The sequence below is a fragment of the Actinoplanes sp. NPDC026670 genome (genome assembly GCF_040638175.1).
Taxonomy (GTDB): Bacteria; Actinomycetota; Actinomycetes; order Mycobacteriales; family Micromonosporaceae; genus Actinoplanes.
Genome location: NZ_JBEZXU010000017.1, coordinates 53,701 through 77,651 on the forward strand (window position 1 = coordinate 53,701; position 23,951 = coordinate 77,651).

Consider the following 23,951-nt stretch of genomic DNA (forward strand, 5'->3'; position numbering starts at 1 on the left):
CAGCCTCAGGCTTCGCGAGCGGGGCTGAGGAAACCCACGTTCCGGTACGCCCGGGCGAGGGTCGCGGCGGAGACGGCCCGCGCTTTCTCGGCGCCGACCGCGAGCACCTTGTCGAGCTGGGCCGGGTCGTCCAGGTAGAGCTTCGTCCGCTCCTGGATCGGCTTGACGAACTCGACGAGCACCTCGGCCAGGTCCTTCTTGAGGTCGCCGTAGCCGCGCCCGTCATATGCCTCGAGCAGCTCGTCGATGGCCCGGTTGGTGAGCGCCGCGTAGATGGTCAGCAGGTTGCTGACGCCGGGCTTGTTCTCCTCGTCGTAGAGGATCTCCCGCCCGGTGTCGGTGACCGCCGACTTGATCTTCTTGGCCGAGCGGGCCGGGTCCTCCAGCAGCTCGACGATGCCGTTCGGCGAGGAGGCCGATTTCGACATCTTGATCGACGGGTCCTGGAGGTCGTAGATCTTCGCGGTGTCCTTGACGATGTACGGCGAGGGCATGTTGAACGTCTTGCCGAACCGGGTGTTGAACCGCTGCGCCAGGTCACGGGTCAGCTCGAGGTGCTGCCGCTGGTCCTCGCCGACCGGAACCTGGTCGGCCTGGTAGAGCAGGATGTCGGCGGCCTGCAGGATCGGGTAGCTGAACAGGCCGACGGTGGTGCTGTCCTGCCCGGCCTTGGCCGACTTGTCCTTGAACTGGACCATCCGGCCGGCCTCACCGAAGCCGGTGATACAGCTGAGCACCCAGCCGAGCTGCGCGTGCTCGGGCACGTGAGACTGGATGAACAGGGTGCAGCGCTCCGGGTCGAGCCCGACGGCGAGCAGCTGGGCCGCGGAAATCCGGCTTCGGTTACGCAGGGTCGCCGGATCGTGTCCCATGGTGATGGCGTGCAGGTCGACCACGCAGTAGAACGCGTCGTGCGTGTCCTGCATCGACACCCAGTTGCGCACCGCGCCCAGGTAGTTGCCGAGGTGGAAGGAATCGGCGGTCGGCTGGATGCCGGAGAGCACTCGCGGGCGGCGGGCAACGTCGGACATGGCCGCCATTGTGTCAGCCCCGGCCCGGGATCCGCGAATCCCCTGCCCGGCCGGACCAATGTTCGAACCTGTTGACCTTTGATCGTTTCTGGGGAATTCTAGGATCGTCCGCACCAGAGAAAGGGCCTCAGTCGTGAAATTGCTCGTCACCGGCGGCGCCGGCTACGTCGGCAGCGTGACCAGCAGGCTACTGCTGGACGCGGGCCACGAGGTGGTCGTGCTCGACAGTCTGCGCACCGGGTTCCGTGAGGCGGTCGCCCCGGACGCCACCTTCGTGCAGGCCGACATCGCCGACGCCGGCCAGGTGCTCACCCCGGACGCCGGATTCGACGCGGTGCTGCACTTCGCCGGGCTGATCGCGGCCGGCGAGTCGATGGCCAAACCGGAGCTGTACTGGCATGAGAACGTGGTGAAGTCGCTGGCCCTCCTCGACGCGATCCGTGCCGCGAAGGTACCGCGTGTCATCTTCTCGTCCACCGCCGCGGTCTACGGCAACCCGGTCGAGCTGCCCATCACCGAATCCGCGATCAAAGCCCCGACCAGCACGTACGGGTCGACGAAGCTCACCTTCGACCTGGCGCTGACCTCGGAGGCGTTCGCGCACAACCTGGCCGCGGTGTCGCTGCGCTACTTCAACGTGGCGGGCGCCTACATCGCCGAGGGCCACGAGATCGGCGAGCGGCACGACCCGGAGACGCACCTCATCCCGATCACCCTTCAGGTGGCCGCCGGCAAGCGGGAGAAACTTCAGCTCTTCGGTGACGACTACCCGACCGTGGACGGCACCTGCGTGCGCGACTACATCCACGTGGAGGACCTGGCCCGGGCGCACCTGCTGGCGCTGGGCGCGACGGTTCCCGGCGAGCACCGCATCTACAACCTGGGCAACGGCAACGGTTTCTCCAACCGGCAGGTCGTCGAGGCGGCCCGTGAGGTCACCGGCGCCGAGATCCCGGTCGAGGTGGCGGCCCGGCGCGACGGCGACCCGGCCACCCTGGTCGCCTCGTCCGACCGGGCCCGCGACGAGCTGGGCTGGACCCCGCGCAAGAACACCCTGCAGGACATGATCGGCGACGCCTGGACCTTCTACCAGGCTCATGTCGCATGAGCGCCGCGAGAAAAGCCTTCATCGAGGCGTACGGGACTGAGCCGGCCGGCCTGTGGGCGGCGCCCGGACGGGTCAACCTGATCGGCGAGCACACCGACTACAACGACGGGTTCGTGCTGCCGTTCGCGCTGCCGCAGCGGACCGTGGCGGCGGCCGCCCCCGCGACGGACGGCCGCTGGTCGGTCTGCTCGACGCTGGCGCCGGAACCCGTCGTCTTCGGAGTCACCGATCCGGGTGAAGTGACGGGCTGGGGCGCCTACGTCGCCGGTATCGTCTGGGCCTTGCAGGATGCGGGATTCGAGGTTCCGCCGGCCCGGATCGCGATCGCGTCCGACGTACCGCTGGGCTCGGGTCTGTCGTCGTCGGCCGCGCTGGAGTCGGCGGTGCTCACCGCCTTGATCGATCTCGGCGGTCTGGATGTGCCGCCGGAACGGCGGCCGGCGATCGCGCAGCGGGCCGAGAACGTGTATGTGGGCGCGCCCACCGGGATCCTCGACCAGTCCGCGTCGATCCGCTGCCAGGAAGGGCACGCGTTGTTCCTGGACTGCCGGTCCTACCAGGTCGAGCAGATCCCGTTCGATCTGGCCGGCCAGGGCCTGGCCATCCTGGTGATCAACAGCAACGCGCCGCACCAGCACGTCGACGGCGAGTACGGCGAACGGCGCAAGAGCTGTGAGGCCGCGGCGGCCGCGCTGGGGGTGCCCGCGCTGCGTGACGTCTCCACCGCCGAGCTGCCGCAGGCGCTGGACCGGCTCGACGACGACGTGCTGCGCCGCCGGGCCCGGCACATCATCACCGAGAACCAGCGGGTGCTGGACACCGTGTCGCTGCTGCGTTCCGGCCGGGTCCGGGAGATCGGCCCGCTGCTGACCGCCTCGCACGCGTCCATGCGCGACGACTTCGAGATCACCGTGGACCAGGTCGACGTGGCGGTGCAGTCCTCGCTGGAGGCCGGGGCGTACGGCGCCCGGATGACCGGCGGCGGTTTCGGCGGCTGTGTGCTCGCCCTCGTCGACGCCGACCGGGCCGGCTCGACCGCCGACGCGGTCGCGGCTGCGTACGAACAGCGGGGTTTCACCGCCCCGACTAGCTGGGTGGCGACCGCCGGCCCCGGCGCGGGCCGGATCTGAGACACCGGACGGCCACCCCTATCCGAGGGGTGGCCGTCAGCCGTTCACCTGATCACCCGCAGGAGCGAGACCAGAGGCTCATCGACCGGCGCCCGGCTATCGTGACGAACCATGGGGGTAAGCCCACCGTATCTTCACGGTGACACCGAGCGAGGTGTCAGCGTCAGCGTCGAAGCCGCCGAGGACGCCGCAGTCTCCGTGCTCACGATCCGCGGATCGTGGGACGCCCAGCTGAGCCTCGACACGTCCGTGACGCTGCGGCGGTGCTTCACCGACCACCCGGACGGGCTGATCGTGGACCTGTCCGGCCTGCGTGATCCGCACAGCGAGAGCGTCGCCATCTGGATGACCGCCCGGGCCTTCGCGGCCGGCCTGGATCCGCCCGTGCATCTGGCCCTGTGCGTCCCACCGGATCTGCCGCTCGCCGACCGCATGCAGGGTCTCGGAGCGGGCCGCTTCCTGCCCGTCTACGCCAAGGTGCGCCAGGCCCGGGTGGCCCTGGCCGGCCGGATCCCGGGCGACCATCGGCTGAGCGCCACCCTGCGTTCCGACCCGGAGGCGCCGAGCCTGGCCCGCAACCTGGCCAGCGACGCCTGCCTGGCGTGGGGCCTGGTCCACCTGCTGCACCCGAGCCGGCTGGTCATGTCGGAGCTGGTCACCAACGCGGTCGAGCACGCCGGCACCGACATCCGGGTGGCGGTGAGCCGGCGCGGCGCCGGACTGCAACTGTCCGTGGCCGACGGCGACCCCCGCCTGCCGCGCATCCTGCCGGTCTCCCGCCCGCGCCCGGACCTGCCGCTCGACGAGCGGGGCCGCGGGCTGCGGACGGTGGACGAGACCGCCGCCCAATGGGGCGCCGTCCCGACCGAGACCGGCAAGATCGTCTGGGCGACCGTGGTCAGCGCGCCTCGATGATGATCCCGGCGCCGACCGTCCGGTTGGTGCTCTCGTCGATCAGGATGAACCCGCCGGTGGTCCGGTTACGCCGGTACTCGTCGGCGAGCAGCGGCACCGTGGTGCGCAGCTTGACCCGGCCGATCTCGTTGAGCTTCAACTCGCCGGCGGCCTCGTCCCGGTGCAGCGTGTTCACGTCGAGCCGGTACTGAAGGCCACGCACCACGGTCCGGGCGGTCCGGGTGGTGTGCTTGATCGCGTACTTGCCGCCGACCCGCAGCGGGGCCGTCTCGTCCATCCAGCAGACCATCGCCTCGATGTCCTGCGCGACGGCCGGCTTGTTCTGCGGCCGGCAGATCAGGTCACCGCGCGAGATGTCGATCTCATCGGCCAGCCGCACCGTCACCGACATCGGCGGGAACGCCTCGTCGATCGGGCCGTCCGCGGTCTCGATCGCCGCGATCGTGCTGGTCAGCCCGGACGGCAGGACCATCACGTCGTCACCCGGCTTGAGGATGCCGGAGGCCACCTGACCGGCGTAACCCCGGTAGTCGGTGACCGTGGTGGACTGCGGCCGGATCACGTACTGCACCGGGAACCGCACGTCGACCAGGTTGCGGTCGCTGGCGATGTGCACGTGCTCCAGGTGGTGCAGCAGCGACGGCCCCTCATACCACGGGCTGTTCTCCGACCGGCTGGCGATGTTGTCGCCGTTGAGCGCCGAGATCGGGATTATCGTCAGGTCCGGCGCGTCGAGTTTCGCGGCGAACGAGGTGAACTCGTCGGCGATCCGCTCGAACACCGCCTGGTCCCAGTCGACCAGGTCCATCTTGTTGACGCACAGCACCAGGTGCGGCACCCGCAGCAGGCTGGTCAGGAACGCGTGCCGCCGGGACTGCTCGACCAGGCCCTTACGGGCGTCGACCAGGATCAGCGCCAGGTCCGCGGTGGACGCGCCGGTCACCATGTTCCGGGTGTACTGAATGTGCCCCGGGGTGTCGGCGATGATGAACTTGCGCCGCGGCGTGGCGAAGTAGCGGTACGCCACATCGATGGTGATGCCCTGCTCCCGCTCGGCGCGCAGGCCGTCGGTGAGCAGCGCGAGGTTCGTGTACTCGTCACCGCGGGACGCGCTGGCGCTCTCCACGGCCTCGAGCTGGTCCTCGAAGATCGTCTTCGTGTCGTACAGCAGCCGGCCGATGAGGGTGGACTTGCCGTCGTCGACGCTGCCCGCGGTGGCGAACCGCAGCAGGTCCATGCCGCGCGAAGCGGCGGCGTCAGGCTCGAGAACTGCCTGGCTCATCAGAAGTAACCCTCTCGCTTACGGTCTTCCATCGCGGCTTCGCTGACCCTGTCGTCGCCACGGGTGGCGCCACGCTCGGTGATCCGGGTCGCGGCGACCTCGTCGATCACCTTCTGGACGGTGTCCGCCTCGGAGAGCACGGCCGCGGTCTGCGACGCGTCACCGACCGTCCGGTACCGCACCCGGCGGACCTCGGACGTCTCACCGTCACGCAGCCTGATGAACTCGTTGACCGCGTAGAACATCCCGTTGCGCTCGACGACCTCACGATCGTGGGCGTAGTAGATGCTCGGCAGCGGGATGTCCTCCTTGGCGATGTAGTGCCAGACATCCAGCTCGGTCCAGTTCGACAGCGGGAACACCCGGATCGACTCACCCGGGTGGTGCCGGCCGTTGTACAGCGCCCACAGCTCGGGCCGCTGGTTCTTCGGATCCCACTGGCCGAAGTCGTCGCGGAAGCTGAACATCCGCTCCTTGGCCCGCGCCTTCTCCTCGTCGCGGCGGGCGCCGCCGAACAGCGCGTCGAACCGGTATTTCTCCTGGGCGGCGAGCAGCACCGGCGTCTGGATCCGGTTACGGGTGCCATCCGGCAGCTCACGCACCTGGCCGGCGTCGATCGCCTCCTGCACGCTGGCGACCACCAGGTTCAGGCCGAGAGTGGCGACCCGGCGGTCCCGGTACTCCAGCACCTCGGCGAAGTTGTGGCCGGTGTCGACGTGCATGACCGGGAACGGGATGCGCGCCGGCGCGAACGCCTTCTCCGCGAGGCGCAACATCACGATCGAGTCCTTGCCGCCGGAGAAGAGCAGCGCGGGGCGCTCGAACTCGGCCATCACCTCACGCATGATGAAGATGCTCTCCGCTTCGAGTGCATCCAGATGCGATACGCGATAGGGCTTCGTCTGGCTCATGGGTTCTGTCCCCAGACCTTTCTCCGGTGTCGGCCGGGCAGGGCAGACGTCATTGTTACGGAAGATGCCTCTGCAACGCAGCAAGCAACCGAGGAGCGAGATCTTTGCGACAAACAACCAGGTCAGGCAACTTCGGATCAGCCTGGTTATAGGCCAGCGGGCTGCCGTCGACGCGGGAGGCGTGCAGGCCAGTGGCCAACGCCACAGCCACCGGGGCGGCCGAGTCCCATTCGTACTGGCCACCGGCGTGCACGTACGCGTCCGCCTCGCCGTTGATCACCGCGGCGATCTTCACCCCGGCCGAGCCCATCGGCACCAGCTCGGCGCCCAGATCCTCGGCCAGCGCCGTGACGAACGCCGGCGGACGGGTCCGGCTCGCCGCGATCCGGATCGCCCCGCCGGTCGCCGACTCCAGCGGCATCGGCGGGTACGCCGGCGGCTGATCGGTGGCGAGCGTGCAGTGCCGGGCCGGCATCGCCACCGCGCCCGCGGTCAGCCGCACCGGCGCCGACGAATCGGCCGTCCACAGCGCCACGTGCACCGCCCAGTCGTCGCGGCCCTCCTCGGAGAACTCACGGGTGCCGTCCAGCGGATCCACGATCCAGACCCGGTTCGCGCCGAGCCGGTCCGGGTGGTGGCCCTCGGTCCACGCCACCCGGGAGTGCTCGTCCTCCTCGGAGAGCACCGCGTCAGCCGGGCGCCAGCGGGCCAGCTCGGCCCGCAGCAGATCGTGCGCGGCCTGGTCACCGGCCGCCTTCAGAGCCTTGCCGTCGGCGTGACCGGTCTCCGCCCGGACCTGGAGCAGGATCTGCCCGGCCCGGTCGGCGAGCCAGCGAGCGAAAGCGGAGTCGTTGACCGGCGGCGTGCCGCCCTCACCGGCGTCCCGCGGACCCGCTATGCGTGCCGACGCCTTCGTCTGCTCGCTCATCTCTCGCTCCCTCTCCATTACACGCCTGTCAGTACGCTCCCGACGACCGCGCCACGGCGGTCACCGTCCTGAGCAGGATCACCAGATCCAGGCTCAACGACCAGTTCTCGACATAACGCAGGTCGAGCCGGACCGCCTCCTCCCAGGAGAGGTCCGACCGCCCCGACACCTGCCAGAGCCCGGTCATCCCCGGCTTGACGGCCAGCCGGCGTCGCACATCGTCGGCGTAGGCGGCCACCTCGGTGGGCAGCGGCGGCCGTGGCCCGACCAGCGACATCCGCCCGGACAGGACGTTCAGCAACTGCGGCAGCTCATCCAGAGAGAACCTGCGCAGCCAACGCCCGACCGGGGTGACACGCGGGTCGTCGCGGATTTTGAAGAGCACACCGTCGTGCTCGTTGAGGTGCGTCAGCTCGGCAAGCCGGGCCTCGGCGTCGACATACATGCTGCGGAACTTGAAGATCCGGAACAATCGGCCATCACGTCCCACACGCACTTGGCGAAAGAGTACCGGGCCACGTGATGTAAGGCCCACACAGAGCGCCACCGTCAACAGCACCGGACCGAGAACGATCAGCAACAGCAGCGCACCGAGCCGATCCACCAGCTCCTTCACCAGCCGCGAGCCACCATGCAGCCGGGGATGCTCGACATGCAACATCGGCAGACCGTCGAACGGCCGGATCGTGGTCCGCGCACCCGCCACGTCGACCAGCGCGCTCGCCACCACCAGATCCACCTCGTCGCGCTCCAGCCGCCAAGCCAGCCGGCGCACCGACACACCATCCAGCTCCGGGCAGCTCAACACCACCACCGTGTCGGCCTCGGCCCGCTCCACAGCCGTCGCCACATCGTCGAACGAGCCGTACACCGGAAGATCCACCACCCCGATCCCGTCGGCGCCCGGCGGTAGGCACGCGCCGACCACCTCCAGCCCGTGATAGCGCTCCCGCCGCAACTGCCTGGTGATACCGATGACCGAAAGCTCGTGACCGACCACGATCACCCGCCGGAGATTCTCCCCACGGGCCCGCGCCAGATGCAGCCGCTTACGCAGCAGAAACCGCAACACCACGATCGCCGCCGTCGCCAGCGGAAAAGCCACCAGAACATAAGACCGGGCAAGATCAAGATTCAGCGCGTACGAGACCACGGCCGCCCCGCCGATCAGCCCCGCACCGCCACGCAACACCCGCTGATACTCGTCGGAACCCACGAACAGGTACCGCCGCTCATACGCCCGCGCCGCCACCAGCACCAGCAACAACGCCACCGGCAGCAGCGCCGACCAGATCAGATACATCCGATTCCAGGCGGTGACCTGCTCGCCGAACCGGACCACGAACGTGCCCGCCCCCGCCGCCACACCCGCGGTCAGATCGGCCAGGACCAGCATCCGCACATAACGGCGCTCCCAGTCCTGCCGGCGCGACATCGCCGCATGCCGGCCCCGGGCCCGGACGAACGGCCGGACCGCCGCCGACCTGTTACGGGCCGGCGACACATGCCGATCAGCCGCCTGATTACGAGTGAGATCAGACTCACCCTGCACCGCCTGCGGCGCGGCGTTCTCCACCCCCGCCGCGGGAACCGGAATACGGGCATTACGCCCACTCCGGCGTTCCACCGGCCGCTGCGGGCCCTGATTCGCCGACCTACCCGCACCCCCACCGACCGCCGTCGGCAGCGGCGCCGTGGGTTCGGTCAACGCGCCCGCCCGGTCCTCGGACACGTCCTGCGACATCCTCGAACCCCTCCCGTCACGTCGGCCACGCACCGAATTCGTGCGTCCGAGTGACCAACGGACGGGCCGCGAGTGCGTCACGGCGTCGTCAGATGGAGATCAACTTCCGTGGTACTTGTTCTGCGCCCACTCGACACCCTCGACGACGACCGCCTCCACCACGTCAGCCGCCCGGTCCACCAGGAAATCCAGCTCCTTACGCTCCACCCCGGAGAAGTCGGAGAGCACATAATCGGCCGGCTCCTGACGGCCCGGCGGCCGCCCGATACCCACCCGCACCCGCGCATACTCCTTGCTCGCGAGCGACTTCGACATCGACCGGAGCCCGTTGTGACCGCCCTCGCCACCGCCCCGTTTCGCCCTTACCTGCCCGAACGGCACATCAAGCTCATCATGCACCGCAATCACCTGAGCCACCGGGACTTTGAAGAACTGCGCCAACGCCACCACCGGAGCACCCGACAGGTTCATGTACGTCAGCGGCTTCAACAGAATCACCTTCGGGCCACCGAACCCCAGACGACCCTCAGCCACCTCGGTCTGCGCCCGCTTCGCCCGCCCGAACCTCGCACCGACCCGGGAAGCCAGCAGATCAGCCACCATGAAACCCACGTTGTGCCGGTTACCCGCATACTCCCGGCCCGGGTTGCCCAGACCCACCACCAGCCACGGCGCCTCGTCGCTCACTACCCCTGCCTCCACATGCACATCAGGGAAAGTGCCACCCGGCACTTTCCCTGATATCTGGCTTACCGCTGCTGCGAGACGGAGACTACTCCGCGCTCTCGCCCTCCGCCGGGGTCTCACCCTCGGCCGGAGCCTCCTCGTTCGACTGAGCCGCATTGATGACCGCGAGCACCGTCTCGGCGTCGACAGCCAGCTCCACGCCCTTCGGCAGTTTCACATCACCAGCGGTGATGTGCGAGCCCGCCTCGAGACCCTCGATCGAGGCCTCCAGCTCGGACGGCAGGTGCAGCGCCTCGGCGATCACGGCGACCGTGTTCGACTCGTGCACGATCAGGGTGTTCTTGGCGGCCTCACCGGTCAGAGTGACCTGGACGTCCACCTGGATCTTCTCGCCACGCTTCACGATGAGCAGGTCGACATGCTCGAACGTGTCACGGATCGGGTCACGCTGAATCGCCTTCGGCAGGGCCAGAGTGGCGCCCGAGTTGCCGGCGATGTCGATCGTGAAAATCTGGTTGATGCCGCCGTGGCGGATGGCGGCCGCGAACTCACGAGCCGGAAGGGCGATGTGCTGTGGCTTCTCGCCGTGGCCGTACAGCACGGCAGGCACGAGGCCGGCCCGGCGCGTGCGGCGAGCACCACCCTTGCCGAACTCGGTGCGGGGCTCGGCGCTGATCTTTACCTCGGACACGGGGAAACTCCTGAAACTCTTCGATGCGGGCTGCGTCTAAGTCTGCGGCTGCGGTATCCGGCAGTGCTGCGGTGGCGACCCCAGGCGGAACAAGCCGCCAGAGGTAACGGTGTTTCGGCGCTGCCGGGCAAGGGGGCGCGCTGGGCACAGGCCCGGAGCACCGCGTCGATGACGGCGCCTCGAGCAGGCTGCGAACCTCAACAGCCCACGAAGCACCCTCGCCGTGGCAACCGCACTAGCTTACCTGCCACGATCGTGCATCGGTCAGCGGGTCCGCCCGGCTCGCGACGCCTGCGAAAAAACCACCTCACTGATGCAAGTTGCACCAGTGAGGCGGGACACCACCAAACGTGCGGGTCAGCTCAAACCACCGAACAAAGTGGTCACCGAACCATCGTCGAACACCTCACGAATCGCCCGCGCCAACAACGGCGCGATCGACAACACAGTGATCTTGTCCAGCCGCTTCTCCGGCGACAACGGCAACGTGTTCGTCACCACCAGCTCACTGATCCGGCTGTTCTTCAACCGCTCCGTCGCCGGATCCGACAACAACGCGTGAGTCGAAGCCACGATCACATCAGCCGCACCCTCCTGGAACAGGATGTCCGCCGCCTTCGCGATCGTGCCACCGGTGTCGATCATGTCGTCGACGATCAGGCACACCCGGCCCTCGACCTCACCGACCACCCGATTCGCCACCACCTGATTCGGCTTCAACGGATCACGGGTCTTGTGAATGAACGCCAACGGGCAACCACCCAGCCGGTCAGTCCACCGCTCCGCCACCCGCACCCGGCCCGAATCCGGCGCGACCACCGTCATCGGCCGCCCCGCATACTTCTTCTGCACGTAGTCAGCGAGCGTGTCCATCGCGAACAGGTGATCCACCGGCCCGTCGAAGAACCCCTGAATCTGCGCAGTATGCAGATCGACCGTCAGAATCCGGTTGGCCCCAGCCGTCTTCAACAAGTCAGCCACCAACCGGGCGGAGATCGGCTCCCGGCCACGATGCTTCTTGTCCTGCCGCGAATACGGGTAGAACGGCAACACCACGGTGATCCGCTTGGCCGAACCCCGCTTCAACGCGTCGATCATGATCAGGGTCTCCATGACCCAGCGGTTCACACCCTCGGTCACCGACTGGACGACAAACGCGTCCGACCCGCGAACCGAGTCCTTGAAACGAACGAAGATCTCCCCGTTGGCGAACTCATACGAATCCGCCGGCGTCGGCGCCACACCGAGCACCTGGCCGATCTCCTCCGCCAACTCGGGGAAACCCCGGCCGGAGAAAAGCATCAGACTCTTACGGTTCTCGGCGACGATGCTGCCCATCGACTCGCTGCTCCCGTGGATAGGGGGTGGGGTTCGCAGTGAAGTATCCCTTGCGGCAACGTAACCGCCACGTTTCGAGGCCCTCAGGTGGGATGGCTCACCCCCGCTGGATCACTCCTGGTCAGGAGTGATATCCGCAGCCTCCGCAGCAGCCGCCGACACCGTGCCCGGCCGACGACGCGCCGTCCACCCCTCGATGTTGCGCTGCTGCGCCCGGGTCACACCCAGATTCCCCGCCGGAACATCCTTCGTCACAGCGCTGCCAGCCGCCACATACGCCCCCGGACCGATCTCCACCGGCGCCACCAACACCGAATCCGAACCCACGAACGCCGCCTCACCGACCGTAGTGTGACTCTTACGCACACCGTCATAGTTGGCGAAAATCGTGCCCGCCCCGATGTTCGCCTTCGCACCGATCGTCGCGTCACCCACATACGTCAGATGCGGCACCTTCGCACCCTCACCCAACTCGGCGTTCTTCGCCTCGACGAAACCACCGATCTTCGACTTCGCCGCCAGACGCGTCCCCGGACGCAGAAACGAGAACGGCCCCACCGACGCCGCCGGCCCCACCGACGCACCGATCGAATGCGTCCGCAACACCGTCGCACCCGCCGCCACCGTGCTATCGATCAACGTCGTGTCCGGACCGATCACCGCACCCGTCGCCACCGTGCTCGACCCCAGAATCTGCGAATTCTGATCAACCACCGCATCCGGCTCCAACGTCGCCGTCACATCGATCCACGTCGTCGCCGGATCCAGCAGAAGCACCCCGGACCGCATCCACGCCTCATTGACCCGATCACGCATCAACACCCGCAGCTTCGCCAACTCAGCCCGGTCGTTGCACCCCAACGTCTCGACGGCAAACTCCGCCACCTCGATCGCCACCGGATGCCCCTGCGACGCCAGAATCCCGAAGACGTCAGTCAGATACTCCTCACCCTGCGCATTGTCCGTCGACAACTTGCCGAGCGCCTCACGCAACAACACCGCATCGAACACGTAGATCCCCGAGTTGATCTCCCGGATCCGGCGCTCCTCATCCGAAGCGTCCTTCGCCTCCACGATCCGCTCCAGATTGCCGTCCGCACCCCGCACGATCCGGCCCAGCCCACCCGGCACATCCACCTCGGCGCTCAACACCGTCGCCGCCGCGCCGGCCCGCTCGTGCGTGGCCAGCAGCGCCTCCAGCGTCTCCGGGCGCAACAACGGAACATCACCACTGAGCACCACCACCGTGCCGGCCAGATCAGGCGTCGCATCCAGCGCGATGCGCACCGCGTGCCCGGTCCCGTTCTGCTCGGCCTGCAACACCGGCGTCGCCTCCGGCGCCACCTCGGACAGGAACGCGGTGATCTCGTCAGCCTTGTGCCCGACGACCACCACGGTCCGGTCGGTCTTTATCGCCGCCGAGGTGGCCAGCACATGCCCGAGCAGAGTGCGCCCGAGCAGAGGCTGAAGCATCTTGGGCGTCGCCGACTTCATCCGCTTGCCCTCACCAGCGGCAAGGACGACGACAGTACGACTGGGGGCCTGGCTCACGGTGACTCCATCGGTCGTGGCGGCTTCGTGCGTGCGGCGTCAAGTCAACCGCGCGGCCTACTCAGGGCCTTTACCACAGATTTGCTCGGCTGTCAGGACTCGAACCTGAAATGAGTGAGTCAAAGTCACTAGTGTTGCCAATTACACCACAGCCGAATAGTGCTGAGGACAGACTAGCGCCTCCCTACTCGAGCGTGGAAAGCGGACGAAGCCTCTCGGACGACCGCACGGACAGCGCCCTCCATGCGCCAGTACAGCAACCGCGACTTCGGAGCCTGGATGATCAGGCAACCGTGGTAGTCGTCACCGACGTTCGCCCGCCGGGTCTGCGGCCGGTGTTTCTTCATGGTCGGCTTCTGAAATCGCCCGATCGGGATCGTCAACCGCTCCGCCCACCACTCGGCGGCCGCATCCGCGTCGGCGGTCTCATGGATGCTGAGCCGGAAGTTCAGATCATCGGCCGGGTGACCTCCCAGCTCGAGAAAGCGCAGAAAGAGTGAAAGAAGCCCGGGATCGCTGTTGATGAAGGTAAGACGATCGTTGCGCGCCCACGGCTTTGATTTGGAACCCTCACACCAATAGGCGATGGCACCCATGAGAAGGACATCCCGCTCGGACAGCTCTCCGACATCGCGCGCGGCCTCCTCCCACACATCGGCCTGCCGCTGGTCGCGATCCGCCCGATAGTCGTCCCACCGGCCTGCGATCCGCTTGACGGCGAGCTCTCGCTTCTCCCTCGCCCGATCGGTATCCGGATCCAATGGGACATGGCCCGCCCACCGCGAAACCGTCGATTTGGCCACACCCACCCGAGCGGCGATGTCGTTGATCGACCACCCCGCCTCGCGGAGAGCCACCGCCTCTCGCCGCTTCTCATCCTTGGCGTTGGGGCGGCGGGTCCACTCCGGCGGCTCGATGCCGCGCAGCCAGTCGGTCAACGTGCCGTTGCTGACGCCGAAGATCTTCATCAGCTGGGAGCGGGAGAGCCCTGGATCGACGCGCAGTCGCCGAGCCTCCGCCCGCATCTCAGCCTCGTGCAAAGTTGCCTCATCACTAGTAGTCATGGTTCAAGGCTAGAGCGGTTTCGGACCGAGGTGTAAGCGCTGGAATGTGCCAACCCTGGCAGGATGGCCGGGTGACCGTGCAGGGCGACAGCAGCAACGAGAAGCAATCACCGGTTCCGCGGGTCCGGATGCCGGCCGCCCAGCGCAGGGAGCAGTTGATCACGGTCGGGCGGCAGCTGTTCGCCGAGCGGGGTTTCGATGCGACCACCGTCGAGGAGGTGGCGGCTCGGGCGAAGGTGTCTAAGCCTGTCGTGTACGAGCACTTCGGCGGCAAGGAGGGGCTGTACGCGGTGGTGGTGGACCGTGAGGTGCGTGCTCTGCTGGATCGGATCACCACGGCGCTGACTGCGGGCCATCCGCGGGAGTTGCTGGAGCAGGCGGCGCTGGCGCTGCTGGATTACATCGATGAGGAGCCGCACGGTTTTCAGGTGCTGGTCCGTAATTCGCCGGTGTTGTCGGCGTCGGGGAATTTCTCCAGTGTGATGAACGATGTCGCCCATCAGGTGGAGCACATTCTGGGTGCGGAGTTCAAGAGCCGGGGTTTGGATCCGCGGTTCGCCGAGTTGTATTCGCAGGCGCTGGTGGGGATGGTCGCGCTGGTCGGTCAGTGGTGGCGGGAGGCGCGGAAGCCGAAGAAGGAGATGGTGGCGGCGCATCTGGTGAATCTGGCGTGGAACGGGTTGTCGCATCTGGAGCCGAAGCCTGGATTGCAGACGCGCCGGGTCCGCTGAGTGCGGGCCCGGCGCGGCTGGTGGTGCTGGGTGGTTCAGGCGGTGCGGCCTTCGCGAACCTGGCGGGGGGCGCCGGTTTGGGATTGGGGGGCGGTCTTGCTGTAGAGGCTGACGGTGATCAGCAGCAGGCCGGCCAGGTAGGTGACGATGACGGTGGACATGGTGAATCCGAAGATGTTCACCTCGTCGGTGCGCAGTACGCAGAGTGAGTAGCTGCCGAGGACGAGCAGGGCCCAGCCGAGGTATTGGTCGACGGCGGCGTCGATGTTGCGGCCGACGGCGGTGGCGAGGAGCACGAGCGCGCCGAGGGCGAGCGAGATGATGGACCAGAGGACGTTGCTGCCCTGGCCGAGTGCTCGAACGCCGGGGCCGGTGAAGGCTTCGCTGGACGTCGAGATGAACCCGATGATGCCGAACGCCACCAGGTAGGCGCCGACGACGAAGCCGACGATCCGGTAGATCGGCCGAAGCGGGTGATTGACCGGGGTGTGCGCCATGGTTCCGTCTCCAAGGTCAGGTGTCTTCGAGCAGATTCTCGCGTATCCCCGACAAGCGGCGCAGGCACACCCCCCGGTTCAGCTTTCGGACACCTGCTCGGCTAGTTCGAGCCAGGCTTCTTCGGTTTCGGCTTTCTCCTGCTGGACGGTTTTCAGCTGGGCTTCGAGCTCGACGAGTTTGTCGTAGTTGCTGCCGTGTTCGGCGAGGCTTTCGTTGATCTTGGCTTCGCGGTCGGACAGCTTTTCCATCTGTCGTTCCAGCCGGGCCAGATCTTTTTTCGCCTGGCGGAGCTCACCGGCGGAGAGGCCGCTTGCGGCCGGTGGGGCTTCGGCAAAACCCTTTGTGGGTACGCCCGGAGCGGCCGGCGTGGCCACGCGGGCGAGGTATTCGTCGATCCCGCCGGGCAGGTGCACGAGCCGTCCGTCGCCGAACATGCCGAAGACCGTGTCGGTGACGCGCTCGACGAGGTAGCGGTCGTGGCTGGCGACCACCATGGTGCCGGGCCAGGAGTCGAGCAGGTCTTCGAGTGAGGCGAGGGTGTCGGTGTCGAGGTCGTTGGTCGGTTCGTCGAGGAGCAGCACGTTGGGCTCGGTGGCGAGCAGCCGCAGCATCTGGAGGCGTCGCCGTTCGCCGCCGGACAGGTCGCTGACGGGTGTCCAGATGCGTTTGTCGGTGAATCCGAACACTTCGGCGAGCTGGCCGGCGGAGAGTTCCCGGTCGCCGAGTTTGACGCGTTTGGCGACCTCTTCGACGGCTTCGAGCAGGCGCAGGTGGCCTGGTAGTTCCTTCAGTTCCTGGGACAGGAACGCGGGGCGCACGGTGGTGCCGGTGACCAGGCGGCCGCCGTCGGGTTTGGTGACGCCGGCGAGCAGGCGCAGCAGGGTGGTCTTGCCGGCGCCGTTGGCGCCGAGGATCGCGATGCGGTCGCCGGGGCCGACCTGCCAGGTGAGGTCGCGGAAGATCGGTTTCGGGCCGGCGTTGAGCTCGATCTGCTCCAGGTCGTAGACCTGTTTGCCGAGCCGGGTGGTGGCGAGTCGTTGGAGGCTGACCTGGTCGCGGGCCGGGGGGACGTCGGCGATCAGCGCGTTTGCGGCGTCGATGCGGAATTTCGGTTTCGAGGTGCGGGCCGGGGGGCCGCGGCGCAGCCAGGCGATCTCTTTGCGCAGCAGGTTCTGCCGGCGGGCCTCGATGGAGGCGGCGACCCGCTGACGCTCGGCGCGGGCCAGGATCCAGGCGGCGTAGCCACCCTCGTAGGTGTGCACCTGCTCGTCCACGACCTCCCAGGTCATGGTGCAGACGGCGTCGAGGAACCAGCGGTCGTGGGTGACCACGAGCAGCGCGCCGCGGCGGGTGAGCAGGTGTTTGGCGAGCCAGTCGACGCCGGCGACGTCGAGGTGGTTGGTGGGTTCGTCGAGGATCAGCAGGTCGCTCTCGCGGACCAGGAGGGCGGCCAGGGCGACGCGGCGGCGCTCGCCACCGGACATCGGGCCGACCGGGGTGTCCAGGCCGAGGTAGCCCATGCCGAGGCCGTCGAGGATGGTGCGGACGCCGGCGTCGCCGGCCCACTCGTGCTCGGCGCCCATGCTCTGCGGCAGCCAGGCGGTGCCGAGCACGACGTCTCGGACGGTCGCCTCGCCGGCGAGGATGAGCGATTGCGGCAGGGATGCGACGCGCAGGTCACGCCGGTGGGTGACCCGGCCGGAGTCTGGCTCCTCGGATTTGGCGAGCATGCGGAGAAGGGTCGATTTACCTGCGCCGTTGAGACCCACGATGCCGATGCGGGCGTCGTCGTCGAGCCCCAGTGACACGTCGGTGAGCAGCTGACCGGCAGCTCCATAACCCTTGCTGACCCGGTCCAGGTTGATGATGTTGGCCACGATGCGCCTAGATTACCCGCGCGCCCGGCTGGGGTCCGCGGGCGGTGACCGCGGCCCGGCACACTTTGGCTGCGGTGAGTTCGGCGGCGACTTCTTGTGCGTGTGCGGCGTCGGCGGCGAGGAAGACGCAGGTGGGGCCGGAGCCGGAGACGATCCCGGTGATGGCGCCTGCCTCCTGGCCGGCTTTGAGCACGTCGGCGAGTTGGGGCCGGAGGGAGAGGGCGGCGGCCTGGAGGTCGTTGCCGAGGGCGGCGCCGAGGATCTCGGGGTCACGCTGGCGCATGGCGGCCATCAGCTGGTCGGGGCCGCCGAGTGGGACGGGTGGGGCGGGCCGGTCGGTGGCGCGGAGCCGGTCGAGCTCGCGGTAGACGGCCGGGGTGGAGAGGCCGCCGTCGGCGAAGGCGACGACCCAGTGCCAGGTGGTGGGGCGGGCCAGGATCGGGCTGACCGCTTCGCCGTGGCCGGTGCCGAGGGCGGTGCCGCCGTGCAGCAGGAACGGGATGTCGGAGCCGAGTTGGGCGCCGACTTCGGCGAGCTCGTCGCGGGACATGCCGAGGCCCCAGAGCAGGTCGCAGGCGATCAGGGTGGCGGCGGCGTCGGCGCTGCCACCGGCGAGGCCGCCGGCGAGTGGGATGCTCTTGCGCAGGTGGAGCCGGGCGTAGGCGGGGACGCGGCCGCGGGCGGCGAGCGCCCGGGCGGCGCGGATGATCAGGTTGCTCTCGTCGAGTTCCAGCTCGCCGGTGCCCTCGCCCTCCATGGTGAGGGTGAGGGTGTCGCCGCGGCGGGCGGTGAGCTCGTCGAACAGGCTGATCGCGTGGTAGACGGTGTTGAGCTCGTGGTAGCCGTCGGGGCGGAGCGGGCCGACTCCGAGGTGCAGGTTGATCTTGGCTGGGACGCGAACCTTGACCGGGCCTCGATGCGGACGTGGCTCGTCGTCGTCCGGACCCCACGCCTCCGTCACGGAGTGATGTCCCGGATCGGGAGCCTGATCTCGAACGGCGCGCTCAACACCAGCTCCGTATCCGAGTCACCGGCCAGCTCGTAGCGGCCGTCGACGAGGTCGTAGGCGAAGACGTGGAGGGGGTCCTGCTCGATCCGCCAGAAATGCCGGATGCCGGCGGCCTCGTAGCCCGGTGGTTTCTCCATCCGGTCACGTCGTTTGGTCCCTGGGGAGACGATCTCGACCGCGACCTCGACCTGATCGGGCAGGAAGTAATGGTGTGAGTTGACGATCGGCTGGCGGAGCAGGAGCACATCCGGCTCGAAACTGTCCCGGGCGCTGATCGCCACGCCGACCGCGGTGGCGGCCAGGAACTGCTCAGGAGCATTCTGCCGGAACCACAGCCACAGGAGATTACCGATGGTCTGATGGCCGATCGTCGGGGAGGGAACCAAGATCATGACTCCGTCACGAAGCTCGACGCGGGGGGCGTCATCGGGCAGGTTGAGGACGTCCTCGAGCGTGAAGTTGGCCAGGCGCTGCCTGGTCAGATCTAGTGCCCACTTGGCATGACCGATTGGCTCCGCGGTCATGAGTCCACCTCCTCGGGCTGCGCGTCGGACGGGCTGAGCTTACCGCCGGGCACTGACAGTTTTGCCGCTGCGGCGATCGCGGCGAACTCGCCGACGGTCAGTGCCTCGCCTCTGGCCTGGGGGCTGACCCCGGCCGCACGCAGCACCGACTCGGCCTTGTCAGGGCCGCCGGCCCAGCCGGCCAGCGCGGCCCGGAGGGTCTTGCGGCGCTGGGCGAAGGCGGCGTCCACGACGGTGAACACGTCGGTGCGGGCGGCGCCGGCGGGTGGTTCCCGCCGGGTGAAGGCGACCAGGCCGGAGTCCACGTTGGGCACCGGCCAGAACACTGCGGGCGGTACCTTGCCGGCGGCTTTGGCCTCCGCATACCAGGCGAGTTTGACCGAGGGCACGCCGTAGACCTTCGACCCGGGGCCGGCGACGAGCCGGTCGGCGACCTCCTTCTGCACCATGACCAGGCCGCCGCGCAGGGTGGGCAGCTCGGCGAGCAGGTGCAGGACGACCGGGACGGCCACGTTGTAGGGCAGGTTGGCCACCAGCATGGTGGGCGCCGGGTCGAAGGCGTCGCCGCTGATCCGGAGGGCGTCGGACAGGTGCACGGTGAGGTGGGGCGCGGTGACCGTCTCGGGCAGTGCCTTGGCCAGGGTCGGGTCGATCTCCACGGCGTGCACGTGCCGGACCGCTCCGGCGAGGCCGAGGGTGAGGGAGCCGAGTCCGGGGCCGACCTCCAGGGCCACGTCGTCGGGGCGCAGCGCGGCGGCGGCGACGATCCGGCGGATGGTGTTGGGGTCGTGCAGGAAGTTCTGGCCGAGCTTCTTGGTCGGCGCGACGCCGAGGCGCGCGGCCAGTTCCCGGATCTCCGCCGGGCCGAGAAGTGTTTCCGCCATGGCCAGAGCCTACGGTGGGCGGCCGGGGCCACTGGACACCGCCGGGTAGGAAGGATTCATGACGAAGTTGCTGGAGCTGCGCGGAGTGGTGGAGGCGGCCCCGGATGCGGTCGCCGCCGTGCTTCTGGACGTGGGTTCCGGCGGCCGTTCGCCGCTGGCGGTCACCGGCACGGTGGAGCACGACGACGGTGACGAGTTCGTGGTGATCCATGAGGGCAGCCGGATGACGGTGACCGTGGACCGGGCGGGCCGGTCGGTGTCGTTGCAGGGTGAGTGGTGGTATCGCGGGGTGACGTCGGTGGAGCCGGATCCGCGTGGGTCGCTGGTGGTGCACCGGGTCTTCAATGTGGCGCCGGGGCATCGGTGGGCGGTGCGGATGGTGTCGCGGGGCCCGTTGAATGCGGCGCCGACGGCGTTCGCCACGCAGCTGGAGCAGTTGAGCCGGCTGCTGGGCGCTGCAGCCTGGGTGATCACCGACTAGCGCGGCTGGTCGTCAGCGTCGTCTCGACGACGGTGACAGCCAGCCGGTGACCACGCAGCCGGCCCGGCGGTCGCGTTTCGGCCGGGACCGGCTGCGGTGTCGCGGTGTGGTTGCGGGACTGTGCCGGTTCGGCGGGGCGCGGTGCCCGTACCGGATGAGGGGTTTCACCAGGGGCCGAAGACCTCGTCGCCGGTCGCGGAGATGGTGGCGCAGAGGGTGTCGAGGTCGGTGCCGGAGGCATCGGCGAGGGCTCGCATGGTGATCGGGATCAGATATGAGGCGTTGGGGCGGCCCCGGTACGGCGTCGGGGTGAGGTAGGGCGCGTCGGTCTCGACCATCATCTGCGTGGGTGGGGTGATCGCGGCGGCGGCGCGGAGGTTCGCGGCGCTGGCGAAGGTGACCGTGCCGGCGAAGCTGAGGTAGTAGCCGCGGCGGACGCATTCGGCTGCGAATTCGGCGTCGCCGGAGAAGCAGTGCAGGACGACCCGGTCGGGCGCGCCCTCTTCATCGAGGACCCGCAGCACGTCGGCGTGGGCGTCCCGGTCGTGGATGATCAGGGCTTTGTGGTGGCGTTTCGCGATGGCGATGTGGGCGCGGAAGCTCTCCTCCTGGGCGGCGCGGCCTTCGTCGCCGGTGCGGAAGGTGTCCAGGCCGGTCTCGCCGACGCCGCGGACCCGGGGGCGGGCGGCGAGCGTCTCGATCTGGCGCAACGCTTCGTCCAGATCGGACAGGCGGGGCGCCTCGTTCGGGTGCAGGGCGACCGCGGCAAGCACCGAGTCGTTGCGGTCGGCGAGGTCGGCGCCCCAGCGCGACGAGTCGACGTCCACACCCACCTGCATCAGCCGGTCGATGCCGCTCTTCGCCGCGGCGGCGATCAGGACGTCGATGGGGTCACCCTCTCCGGTGACACCCGCCTCCTGGATCGTGAGGTCGAGATGGGTGTGGCTGTCGAAGACCGGAACCGCGAGCGGCTCCGGCGCCGGCGGGAATTCGCCTGCTCGGCGGGACTCCTTGGCGCGGCGGCGGTCTGAAGGAGACTGACCGGGGGTTGCTGATGGCATGTGAGACATTCTGCACGCCGAGTTTTCCGGTAACCGGGAGTTCATCAGATATCCACCGTGGTCACTTAGGTTGCGGCCCGTGACCGTGACCGGTGAGGACAGCGATCTGGGCGCCGACCCGCTCGACCCACCCCTGATGGCGCCGCTCCGCCGTGACCTGAACTGGCAGCAGGTGCAGGCGATGAGCCAGTCCGTCGGTTACCGGGACGACGCGGAACTGCGCCGGATCCGGGCGACCGCGGCGATCCGCCGGGGCACCCGGATGACGAAGGTGCTCTCGCCCGCGCAGGTGGCCGGGCATCTCGGTGGCTGGCTGCCGTACGGCTTCTGTTACCGCTCGTGCGACATCGCGCATCTGAGCGAGCCCCGCGAGCTGGGGTTGCTGCGTACCGACGGGATGTCCGACGACCATGTGACGTTCGCGCTGCGCTGGCGGGCCGTCGACCCGATCGACTACGAGGTGCCGGCCGGCGCCGCGCAGCCGGGGCTGCCCGGTCTGCCGGGGCATTCGCGGATCGGGGCGATGGTGCTCGGCACCGGGTTCAGCCCGAGCACCGACGATCTGATCCCGGAGTACATCACCGCCGGTTTCGCTGATCTGCCGCTGTCTGCGAACGCTCAGCTGCTGGCCTGTCTGCCGGGCGGCGACGAGGTGGTGCTGTACACGTATCAGCCGGAGCAGCACGGGTGGCTGCGGCTGGCCGGGCCGCGCTGGCGGGGTCTGCTGTCTGACATCCCCGGCGGCAGCCCGGACCGGGAGTACGTGCCGTGCACCGCGGCGGCCTCGTCGCGGCTGGTCGGGCGGATCGACACGAACGAGTACGAGGCGGTCGCCGACCCGCCCGGTGAGTTCCGGGTTCGGGCGCTGACCCGGGCTGCCCGCTATCCGGTGCAGACCCTGTCCCGGCGGGCTGAGCAGGCCCGCTGGCGGGGTGTGCCGTGCTGGGTGCTCCAGCGTGACGAGACCTGGGCCCGGCTGCGGCTGCTGCGCCCGGACGCCGACACGATCAACGCGGTCGGGGCCCGGTGTTACGAGCGGGGCATCTACGAGGCGTGGGCGCCGATCGGTGAGATCACCGACCATCACATCGCGGAGATCGCGTACCAGCTCTGAACACGGCGATGCCCCGCCGAGCCGGGTGGCTCGACGGGGCATCGGTGTCTCAGCTACGGGTGATCGTGGCGTAGCGGTAGGTGCCGCGGAAGTTGTCCGCCCAGTCGTACACCCAAGCGTTGACCTGGAAGTACTGGTTCTTGCCGAGGCCGGCCGGGAGGGTCAGCGACCACTTGCCCTTGACGACCTTCACCTTGACGCCGGAGTAGGTGCAGTACTTCTGGACGTCGGCTTCGGTGTAGTAGCGCTTCCACTTCCGGGCCGGGGTCAGGCAGTAGGCCTTGCCGGTCGAGGTGACCCGGAACGCGGTGACGCCGATGTGGCGGATGCCGGAGCCCTTGTCGGCCACGGTGCCCTTGATCGTCTTCCAGGAGCTCGCCCGGTTCGTCGAGGACGGCTTCTTGATCGTGAGGGTCGGCCGCGAGGTGTCCTTCACGACGTTGATCTTCGCGGCGGTCTGGAAGTAGGCGTAGCCCTTGTCGTTGCCCCAGGAGACCTTGAGCGCCCGGACGCCGGAGATCCGGCCCTTGCCGTTGCGGACCCAGGTCTTCTTGGCGGCGTCCCACTTCCAGTAGTAGTGGATGTAGGCGTTGTTCAGCGTCCGCCGCGACGCGCTGTGCGTGGAGATCGAGCCGTCGGACCAGTCGATCCGGTACGTCTTCGCGCCGGCCGGCACCTTGTTGATCTTCACGTTGAAGAGGGCGCCCTGGTAGACGGCCTTCTTGTTGAGCGTGATCTGGCCGGCCGGGATGGTCACCCCGACGGTCTTGGCCGGGATCGCCGACACGTTGCCGGCCGGGTCGGTGATGGTCACGGTGACCTTGAAGTTGCCGGCCCGGTTGTACTGCTTGGTGGCGGTGAACGTGGTCGGGCTGAGCACGGTGCTCGTGCCGTCACCCCAGCTGACCACTCGCTTGAGGGTCTCCGGGGCGTCGACCGGGTCGCTGAACTCGGTCGCGTTCTGGCCGATGACGACCCGCTGGCCGGTCCAGACTGAGGAGTAGTTGATCCGGAACGAGCCGGTCGGCACCGTGGTGTCCGGGTCGGCCGGAACCGGGTCGGTGGTACCCGGGTCAGTGGTCCCGGGGTCGGTGGTGCCCGGGTCGGTCGTCCCGGGGTCGGTCGTGCCCGGGTCAGTGGTGCCCGGGTCGATGGTGTCCAGAGTGGAGACGGACCGCTCGGTGACGGCCGCCCCGTCCTGACTGGTCGGTGCGCCGTTGGGCGAGCCCGGGATCGCGTAGGCGGGCGAACCCACCAGCGCGCTACCCGTGACGAGAGCGACCGCGACCACAGCGGGCCGCGTGAAGCGAATCTTCACAGAACTCCTTCGAGGGGTGAGAGCCACACGAAGGAGCCGAGCAACCGATACGGACGCGTACCGATGAAACGCCC

23 protein-coding genes and 1 tRNA gene are annotated in these 23,951 nt (G+C 68.5%); 6 read left to right on the top strand and 18 right to left on the bottom strand.

Annotation, left to right across the window (positions count from 1 at the left end; all coding sequences use genetic code 11):
- Nucleotides 1-5 precede the first annotated feature (5 nt).
- Nucleotides 6-1,031 carry a tryptophan--tRNA ligase gene (gene trpS / locus AB0E94_RS18385; protein WP_360327497.1) on the bottom strand — a complete coding sequence of 342 codons (1,026 nt, stop codon included), beginning with the start codon at nucleotides 1,029-1,031 and terminating at the stop codon, nucleotides 6-8.
- 133 nt (nucleotides 1,032-1,164) lie between these two features.
- On the opposite strand from trpS, the gene galE reads away from it, so the two are divergent.
- The 3 genes from galE to AB0E94_RS18400 all read left to right on the top strand — a co-directional run bounded on the left by galE (nucleotide 1,165) and on the right by AB0E94_RS18400 (nucleotide 4,184).
- On the top strand, nucleotides 1,165-2,139 hold the full coding sequence (galE, locus tag AB0E94_RS18390; RefSeq protein WP_360327499.1) for a UDP-glucose 4-epimerase GalE: 975 nt from the start codon (nucleotides 1,165-1,167) through the stop codon (nucleotides 2,137-2,139).
- Nucleotides 2,136-3,269: a galactokinase gene (gene galK, locus AB0E94_RS18395; RefSeq protein WP_360327501.1), complete on the top strand. Its 1,134-nt coding sequence runs from the start codon at nucleotides 2,136-2,138 to the stop codon at nucleotides 3,267-3,269. Before galE ends, galK begins: the two co-directional genes overlap by 4 nt.
- A gap of 111 nt (nucleotides 3,270-3,380) precedes the next feature.
- Entirely contained in the window at nucleotides 3,381-4,184 is an 804-nt protein-coding gene (locus tag AB0E94_RS18400) for an ATP-binding protein (RefSeq protein WP_360327503.1), read from the top strand.
- On the opposite strand, the gene cysN is transcribed toward AB0E94_RS18400, so the two are convergent.
- The 10 genes from cysN to AB0E94_RS18450 all read right to left on the bottom strand — a co-directional run bounded on the left by cysN (nucleotide 4,168) and on the right by AB0E94_RS18450 (nucleotide 14,380).
- Complete coding sequence (gene cysN / locus AB0E94_RS18405; RefSeq protein WP_360327505.1) at nucleotides 4,168-5,466, bottom strand: sulfate adenylyltransferase subunit CysN; 1,299 nt, start codon at nucleotides 5,464-5,466, stop codon at nucleotides 4,168-4,170. The genes AB0E94_RS18400 and cysN overlap by 17 nt on opposite strands.
- Nucleotides 5,466-6,377: a sulfate adenylyltransferase subunit CysD gene (gene cysD, locus AB0E94_RS18410; RefSeq protein WP_360327507.1), complete on the bottom strand. Its 912-nt coding sequence runs from the start codon at nucleotides 6,375-6,377 to the stop codon at nucleotides 5,466-5,468. Before cysD ends, cysN begins: the two co-directional genes overlap by 1 nt.
- A 55-nt stretch (nucleotides 6,378-6,432) precedes the next feature.
- Complete coding sequence (locus AB0E94_RS18415) at nucleotides 6,433-7,305, bottom strand: 3'(2'),5'-bisphosphate nucleotidase CysQ (protein WP_360327509.1); 873 nt, start codon at nucleotides 7,303-7,305, stop codon at nucleotides 6,433-6,435.
- A 28-nt stretch (nucleotides 7,306-7,333) separates the two neighbouring features.
- Nucleotides 7,334-9,049: a sugar transferase gene (locus AB0E94_RS18420; RefSeq protein ID WP_360327511.1), complete on the bottom strand. Its 1,716-nt coding sequence runs from the start codon at nucleotides 9,047-9,049 to the stop codon at nucleotides 7,334-7,336.
- Nucleotides 9,050-9,148: 99 nt separating this feature from the next.
- Complete coding sequence (pth, locus tag AB0E94_RS18425; protein ID WP_360327513.1) at nucleotides 9,149-9,736, bottom strand: aminoacyl-tRNA hydrolase; 588 nt, start codon at nucleotides 9,734-9,736, stop codon at nucleotides 9,149-9,151.
- 85 nt (nucleotides 9,737-9,821) lie between these two features.
- On the bottom strand, nucleotides 9,822-10,427 hold the full coding sequence (locus AB0E94_RS18430) for a 50S ribosomal protein L25/general stress protein Ctc (protein WP_360327515.1): 606 nt from the start codon (nucleotides 10,425-10,427) through the stop codon (nucleotides 9,822-9,824).
- Nucleotides 10,428-10,784: 357 nt separating this feature from the next.
- Nucleotides 10,785-11,765: a ribose-phosphate diphosphokinase gene (locus AB0E94_RS18435; RefSeq protein ID WP_317790071.1), complete on the bottom strand. Its 981-nt coding sequence runs from the start codon at nucleotides 11,763-11,765 to the stop codon at nucleotides 10,785-10,787.
- A gap of 111 nt (nucleotides 11,766-11,876) precedes the next feature.
- Entirely contained in the window at nucleotides 11,877-13,316 is a 1,440-nt protein-coding gene (gene glmU / locus AB0E94_RS18440) for a bifunctional UDP-N-acetylglucosamine diphosphorylase/glucosamine-1-phosphate N-acetyltransferase GlmU (protein WP_360327518.1), read from the bottom strand.
- A gap of 84 nt (nucleotides 13,317-13,400) precedes the next feature.
- Nucleotides 13,401-13,472: transfer RNA gene (locus AB0E94_RS18445), tRNA-Gln, on the bottom strand.
- A 17-nt stretch (nucleotides 13,473-13,489) separates the two neighbouring features.
- Nucleotides 13,490-14,380 (bottom strand): helix-turn-helix domain-containing protein, encoded by an 891-nt coding sequence (locus tag AB0E94_RS18450; protein ID WP_360327520.1) that lies wholly within the window; start codon nucleotides 14,378-14,380, stop codon nucleotides 13,490-13,492.
- A gap of 128 nt (nucleotides 14,381-14,508) precedes the next feature.
- On the opposite strand from AB0E94_RS18450, the gene AB0E94_RS18455 reads away from it, so the two are divergent.
- The gene (locus AB0E94_RS18455) at nucleotides 14,509-15,111 is read left to right on the top strand and encodes a TetR/AcrR family transcriptional regulator (RefSeq protein WP_317797318.1); all 603 of its coding nucleotides are present in this window, start codon (nucleotides 14,509-14,511) and stop codon (nucleotides 15,109-15,111) included.
- 35 nt (nucleotides 15,112-15,146) lie between these two features.
- On the opposite strand, the gene AB0E94_RS18460 is transcribed toward AB0E94_RS18455, so the two are convergent.
- From AB0E94_RS18460 to rsmA, 5 genes are all read right to left on the bottom strand, one after another.
- Entirely contained in the window at nucleotides 15,147-15,608 is a 462-nt protein-coding gene (locus tag AB0E94_RS18460; RefSeq protein ID WP_360327522.1) for a DUF4383 domain-containing protein, read from the bottom strand.
- Nucleotides 15,609-15,686: 78 nt separating this feature from the next.
- The gene (locus AB0E94_RS18465) at nucleotides 15,687-17,486 is read right to left on the bottom strand and encodes an ABC-F family ATP-binding cassette domain-containing protein (RefSeq protein WP_360327524.1); all 1,800 of its coding nucleotides are present in this window, start codon (nucleotides 17,484-17,486) and stop codon (nucleotides 15,687-15,689) included.
- 7 nt (nucleotides 17,487-17,493) lie between these two features.
- Nucleotides 17,494-18,447 (bottom strand): 4-(cytidine 5'-diphospho)-2-C-methyl-D-erythritol kinase, encoded by a 954-nt coding sequence (locus AB0E94_RS18470; RefSeq protein ID WP_360327526.1) that lies wholly within the window; start codon nucleotides 18,445-18,447, stop codon nucleotides 17,494-17,496.
- Entirely contained in the window at nucleotides 18,444-19,019 is a 576-nt protein-coding gene (locus tag AB0E94_RS18475) for a Uma2 family endonuclease (protein ID WP_360327528.1), read from the bottom strand. The genes AB0E94_RS18470 and AB0E94_RS18475 overlap by 4 nt, the downstream gene beginning before the upstream one ends.
- The gene (rsmA, locus tag AB0E94_RS18480; RefSeq protein WP_360327530.1) at nucleotides 19,016-19,903 is read right to left on the bottom strand and encodes a 16S rRNA (adenine(1518)-N(6)/adenine(1519)-N(6))-dimethyltransferase RsmA; all 888 of its coding nucleotides are present in this window, start codon (nucleotides 19,901-19,903) and stop codon (nucleotides 19,016-19,018) included. The genes AB0E94_RS18475 and rsmA overlap by 4 nt, the downstream gene beginning before the upstream one ends.
- 58 nt (nucleotides 19,904-19,961) lie before the next feature.
- On the opposite strand from rsmA, the gene AB0E94_RS18485 reads away from it, so the two are divergent.
- Nucleotides 19,962-20,384: a hypothetical protein gene (locus tag AB0E94_RS18485; protein ID WP_360327532.1), complete on the top strand. Its 423-nt coding sequence runs from the start codon at nucleotides 19,962-19,964 to the stop codon at nucleotides 20,382-20,384.
- A 164-nt stretch (nucleotides 20,385-20,548) separates the two neighbouring features.
- Here the strand turns inward: AB0E94_RS18485 and AB0E94_RS18490 are convergent, their stop codons facing one another.
- Nucleotides 20,549-21,445, bottom strand: a complete 897-nt coding sequence (locus AB0E94_RS18490) for a TatD family hydrolase (protein WP_360327534.1) — start codon at nucleotides 21,443-21,445, stop codon at nucleotides 20,549-20,551.
- Nucleotides 21,446-21,524: 79 nt separating this feature from the next.
- Between AB0E94_RS18490 and AB0E94_RS18495 the strand changes: the two genes are divergently transcribed.
- On the top strand, nucleotides 21,525-22,559 hold the full coding sequence (locus AB0E94_RS18495) for a hypothetical protein (RefSeq protein WP_360327536.1): 1,035 nt from the start codon (nucleotides 21,525-21,527) through the stop codon (nucleotides 22,557-22,559).
- Nucleotides 22,560-22,608: 49 nt separating this feature from the next.
- Here the strand turns inward: AB0E94_RS18495 and AB0E94_RS18500 are convergent, their stop codons facing one another.
- Nucleotides 22,609-23,877, bottom strand: a complete 1,269-nt coding sequence (locus tag AB0E94_RS18500) for a PKD domain-containing protein (RefSeq protein WP_360327538.1) — start codon at nucleotides 23,875-23,877, stop codon at nucleotides 22,609-22,611.
- Between the last annotated feature and the right edge of the window lie 74 nt (nucleotides 23,878-23,951).

Bases quoted from the DNA above. Each gene is read 5' to 3' on its own strand.
- AB0E94_RS18490 (WP_360327534.1), bottom strand. From the start codon at position 21,445: ATGCCATCAGCAACCCCCGGTCAGTCTCCTTCAGACCGCCGCCGCGCC.
- galK (WP_360327501.1), top strand. From the start codon at position 2,136: ATGAGCGCCGCGAGAAAAGCCTTCATCGAGGCGTACGGGACTGAGCCG.
- cysN (WP_360327505.1), bottom strand. From the start codon at position 5,466: ATGAGCCAGGCAGTTCTCGAGCCTGACGCCGCCGCTTCGCGCGGCATG.
- AB0E94_RS18455 (WP_317797318.1), top strand. From the start codon at position 14,509: ATGCCGGCCGCCCAGCGCAGGGAGCAGTTGATCACGGTCGGGCGGCAG.
- AB0E94_RS18420 (WP_360327511.1), bottom strand. From the start codon at position 9,049: ATGTCGCAGGACGTGTCCGAGGACCGGGCGGGCGCGTTGACCGAACCC.
- AB0E94_RS18400 (WP_360327503.1), top strand. From the start codon at position 3,381: ATGGGGGTAAGCCCACCGTATCTTCACGGTGACACCGAGCGAGGTGTC.
- trpS (WP_360327497.1), bottom strand. From the start codon at position 1,031: ATGTCCGACGTTGCCCGCCGCCCGCGAGTGCTCTCCGGCATCCAGCCG.
- AB0E94_RS18450 (WP_360327520.1), bottom strand. From the start codon at position 14,380: ATGACTACTAGTGATGAGGCAACTTTGCACGAGGCTGAGATGCGGGCG.
- AB0E94_RS18485 (WP_360327532.1), top strand. From the start codon at position 19,962: ATGACGAAGTTGCTGGAGCTGCGCGGAGTGGTGGAGGCGGCCCCGGAT.
- AB0E94_RS18415 (WP_360327509.1), bottom strand. From the start codon at position 7,305: ATGAGCGAGCAGACGAAGGCGTCGGCACGCATAGCGGGTCCGCGGGAC.
- AB0E94_RS18475 (WP_360327528.1), bottom strand. From the start codon at position 19,019: ATGACCGCGGAGCCAATCGGTCATGCCAAGTGGGCACTAGATCTGACC.
- AB0E94_RS18435 (WP_317790071.1), bottom strand. From the start codon at position 11,765: ATGGGCAGCATCGTCGCCGAGAACCGTAAGAGTCTGATGCTTTTCTCC.
- AB0E94_RS18460 (WP_360327522.1), bottom strand. From the start codon at position 15,608: ATGGCGCACACCCCGGTCAATCACCCGCTTCGGCCGATCTACCGGATC.
- cysD (WP_360327507.1), bottom strand. From the start codon at position 6,377: ATGAGCCAGACGAAGCCCTATCGCGTATCGCATCTGGATGCACTCGAA.
- rsmA (WP_360327530.1), bottom strand. From the start codon at position 19,903: ATGGCGGAAACACTTCTCGGCCCGGCGGAGATCCGGGAACTGGCCGCG.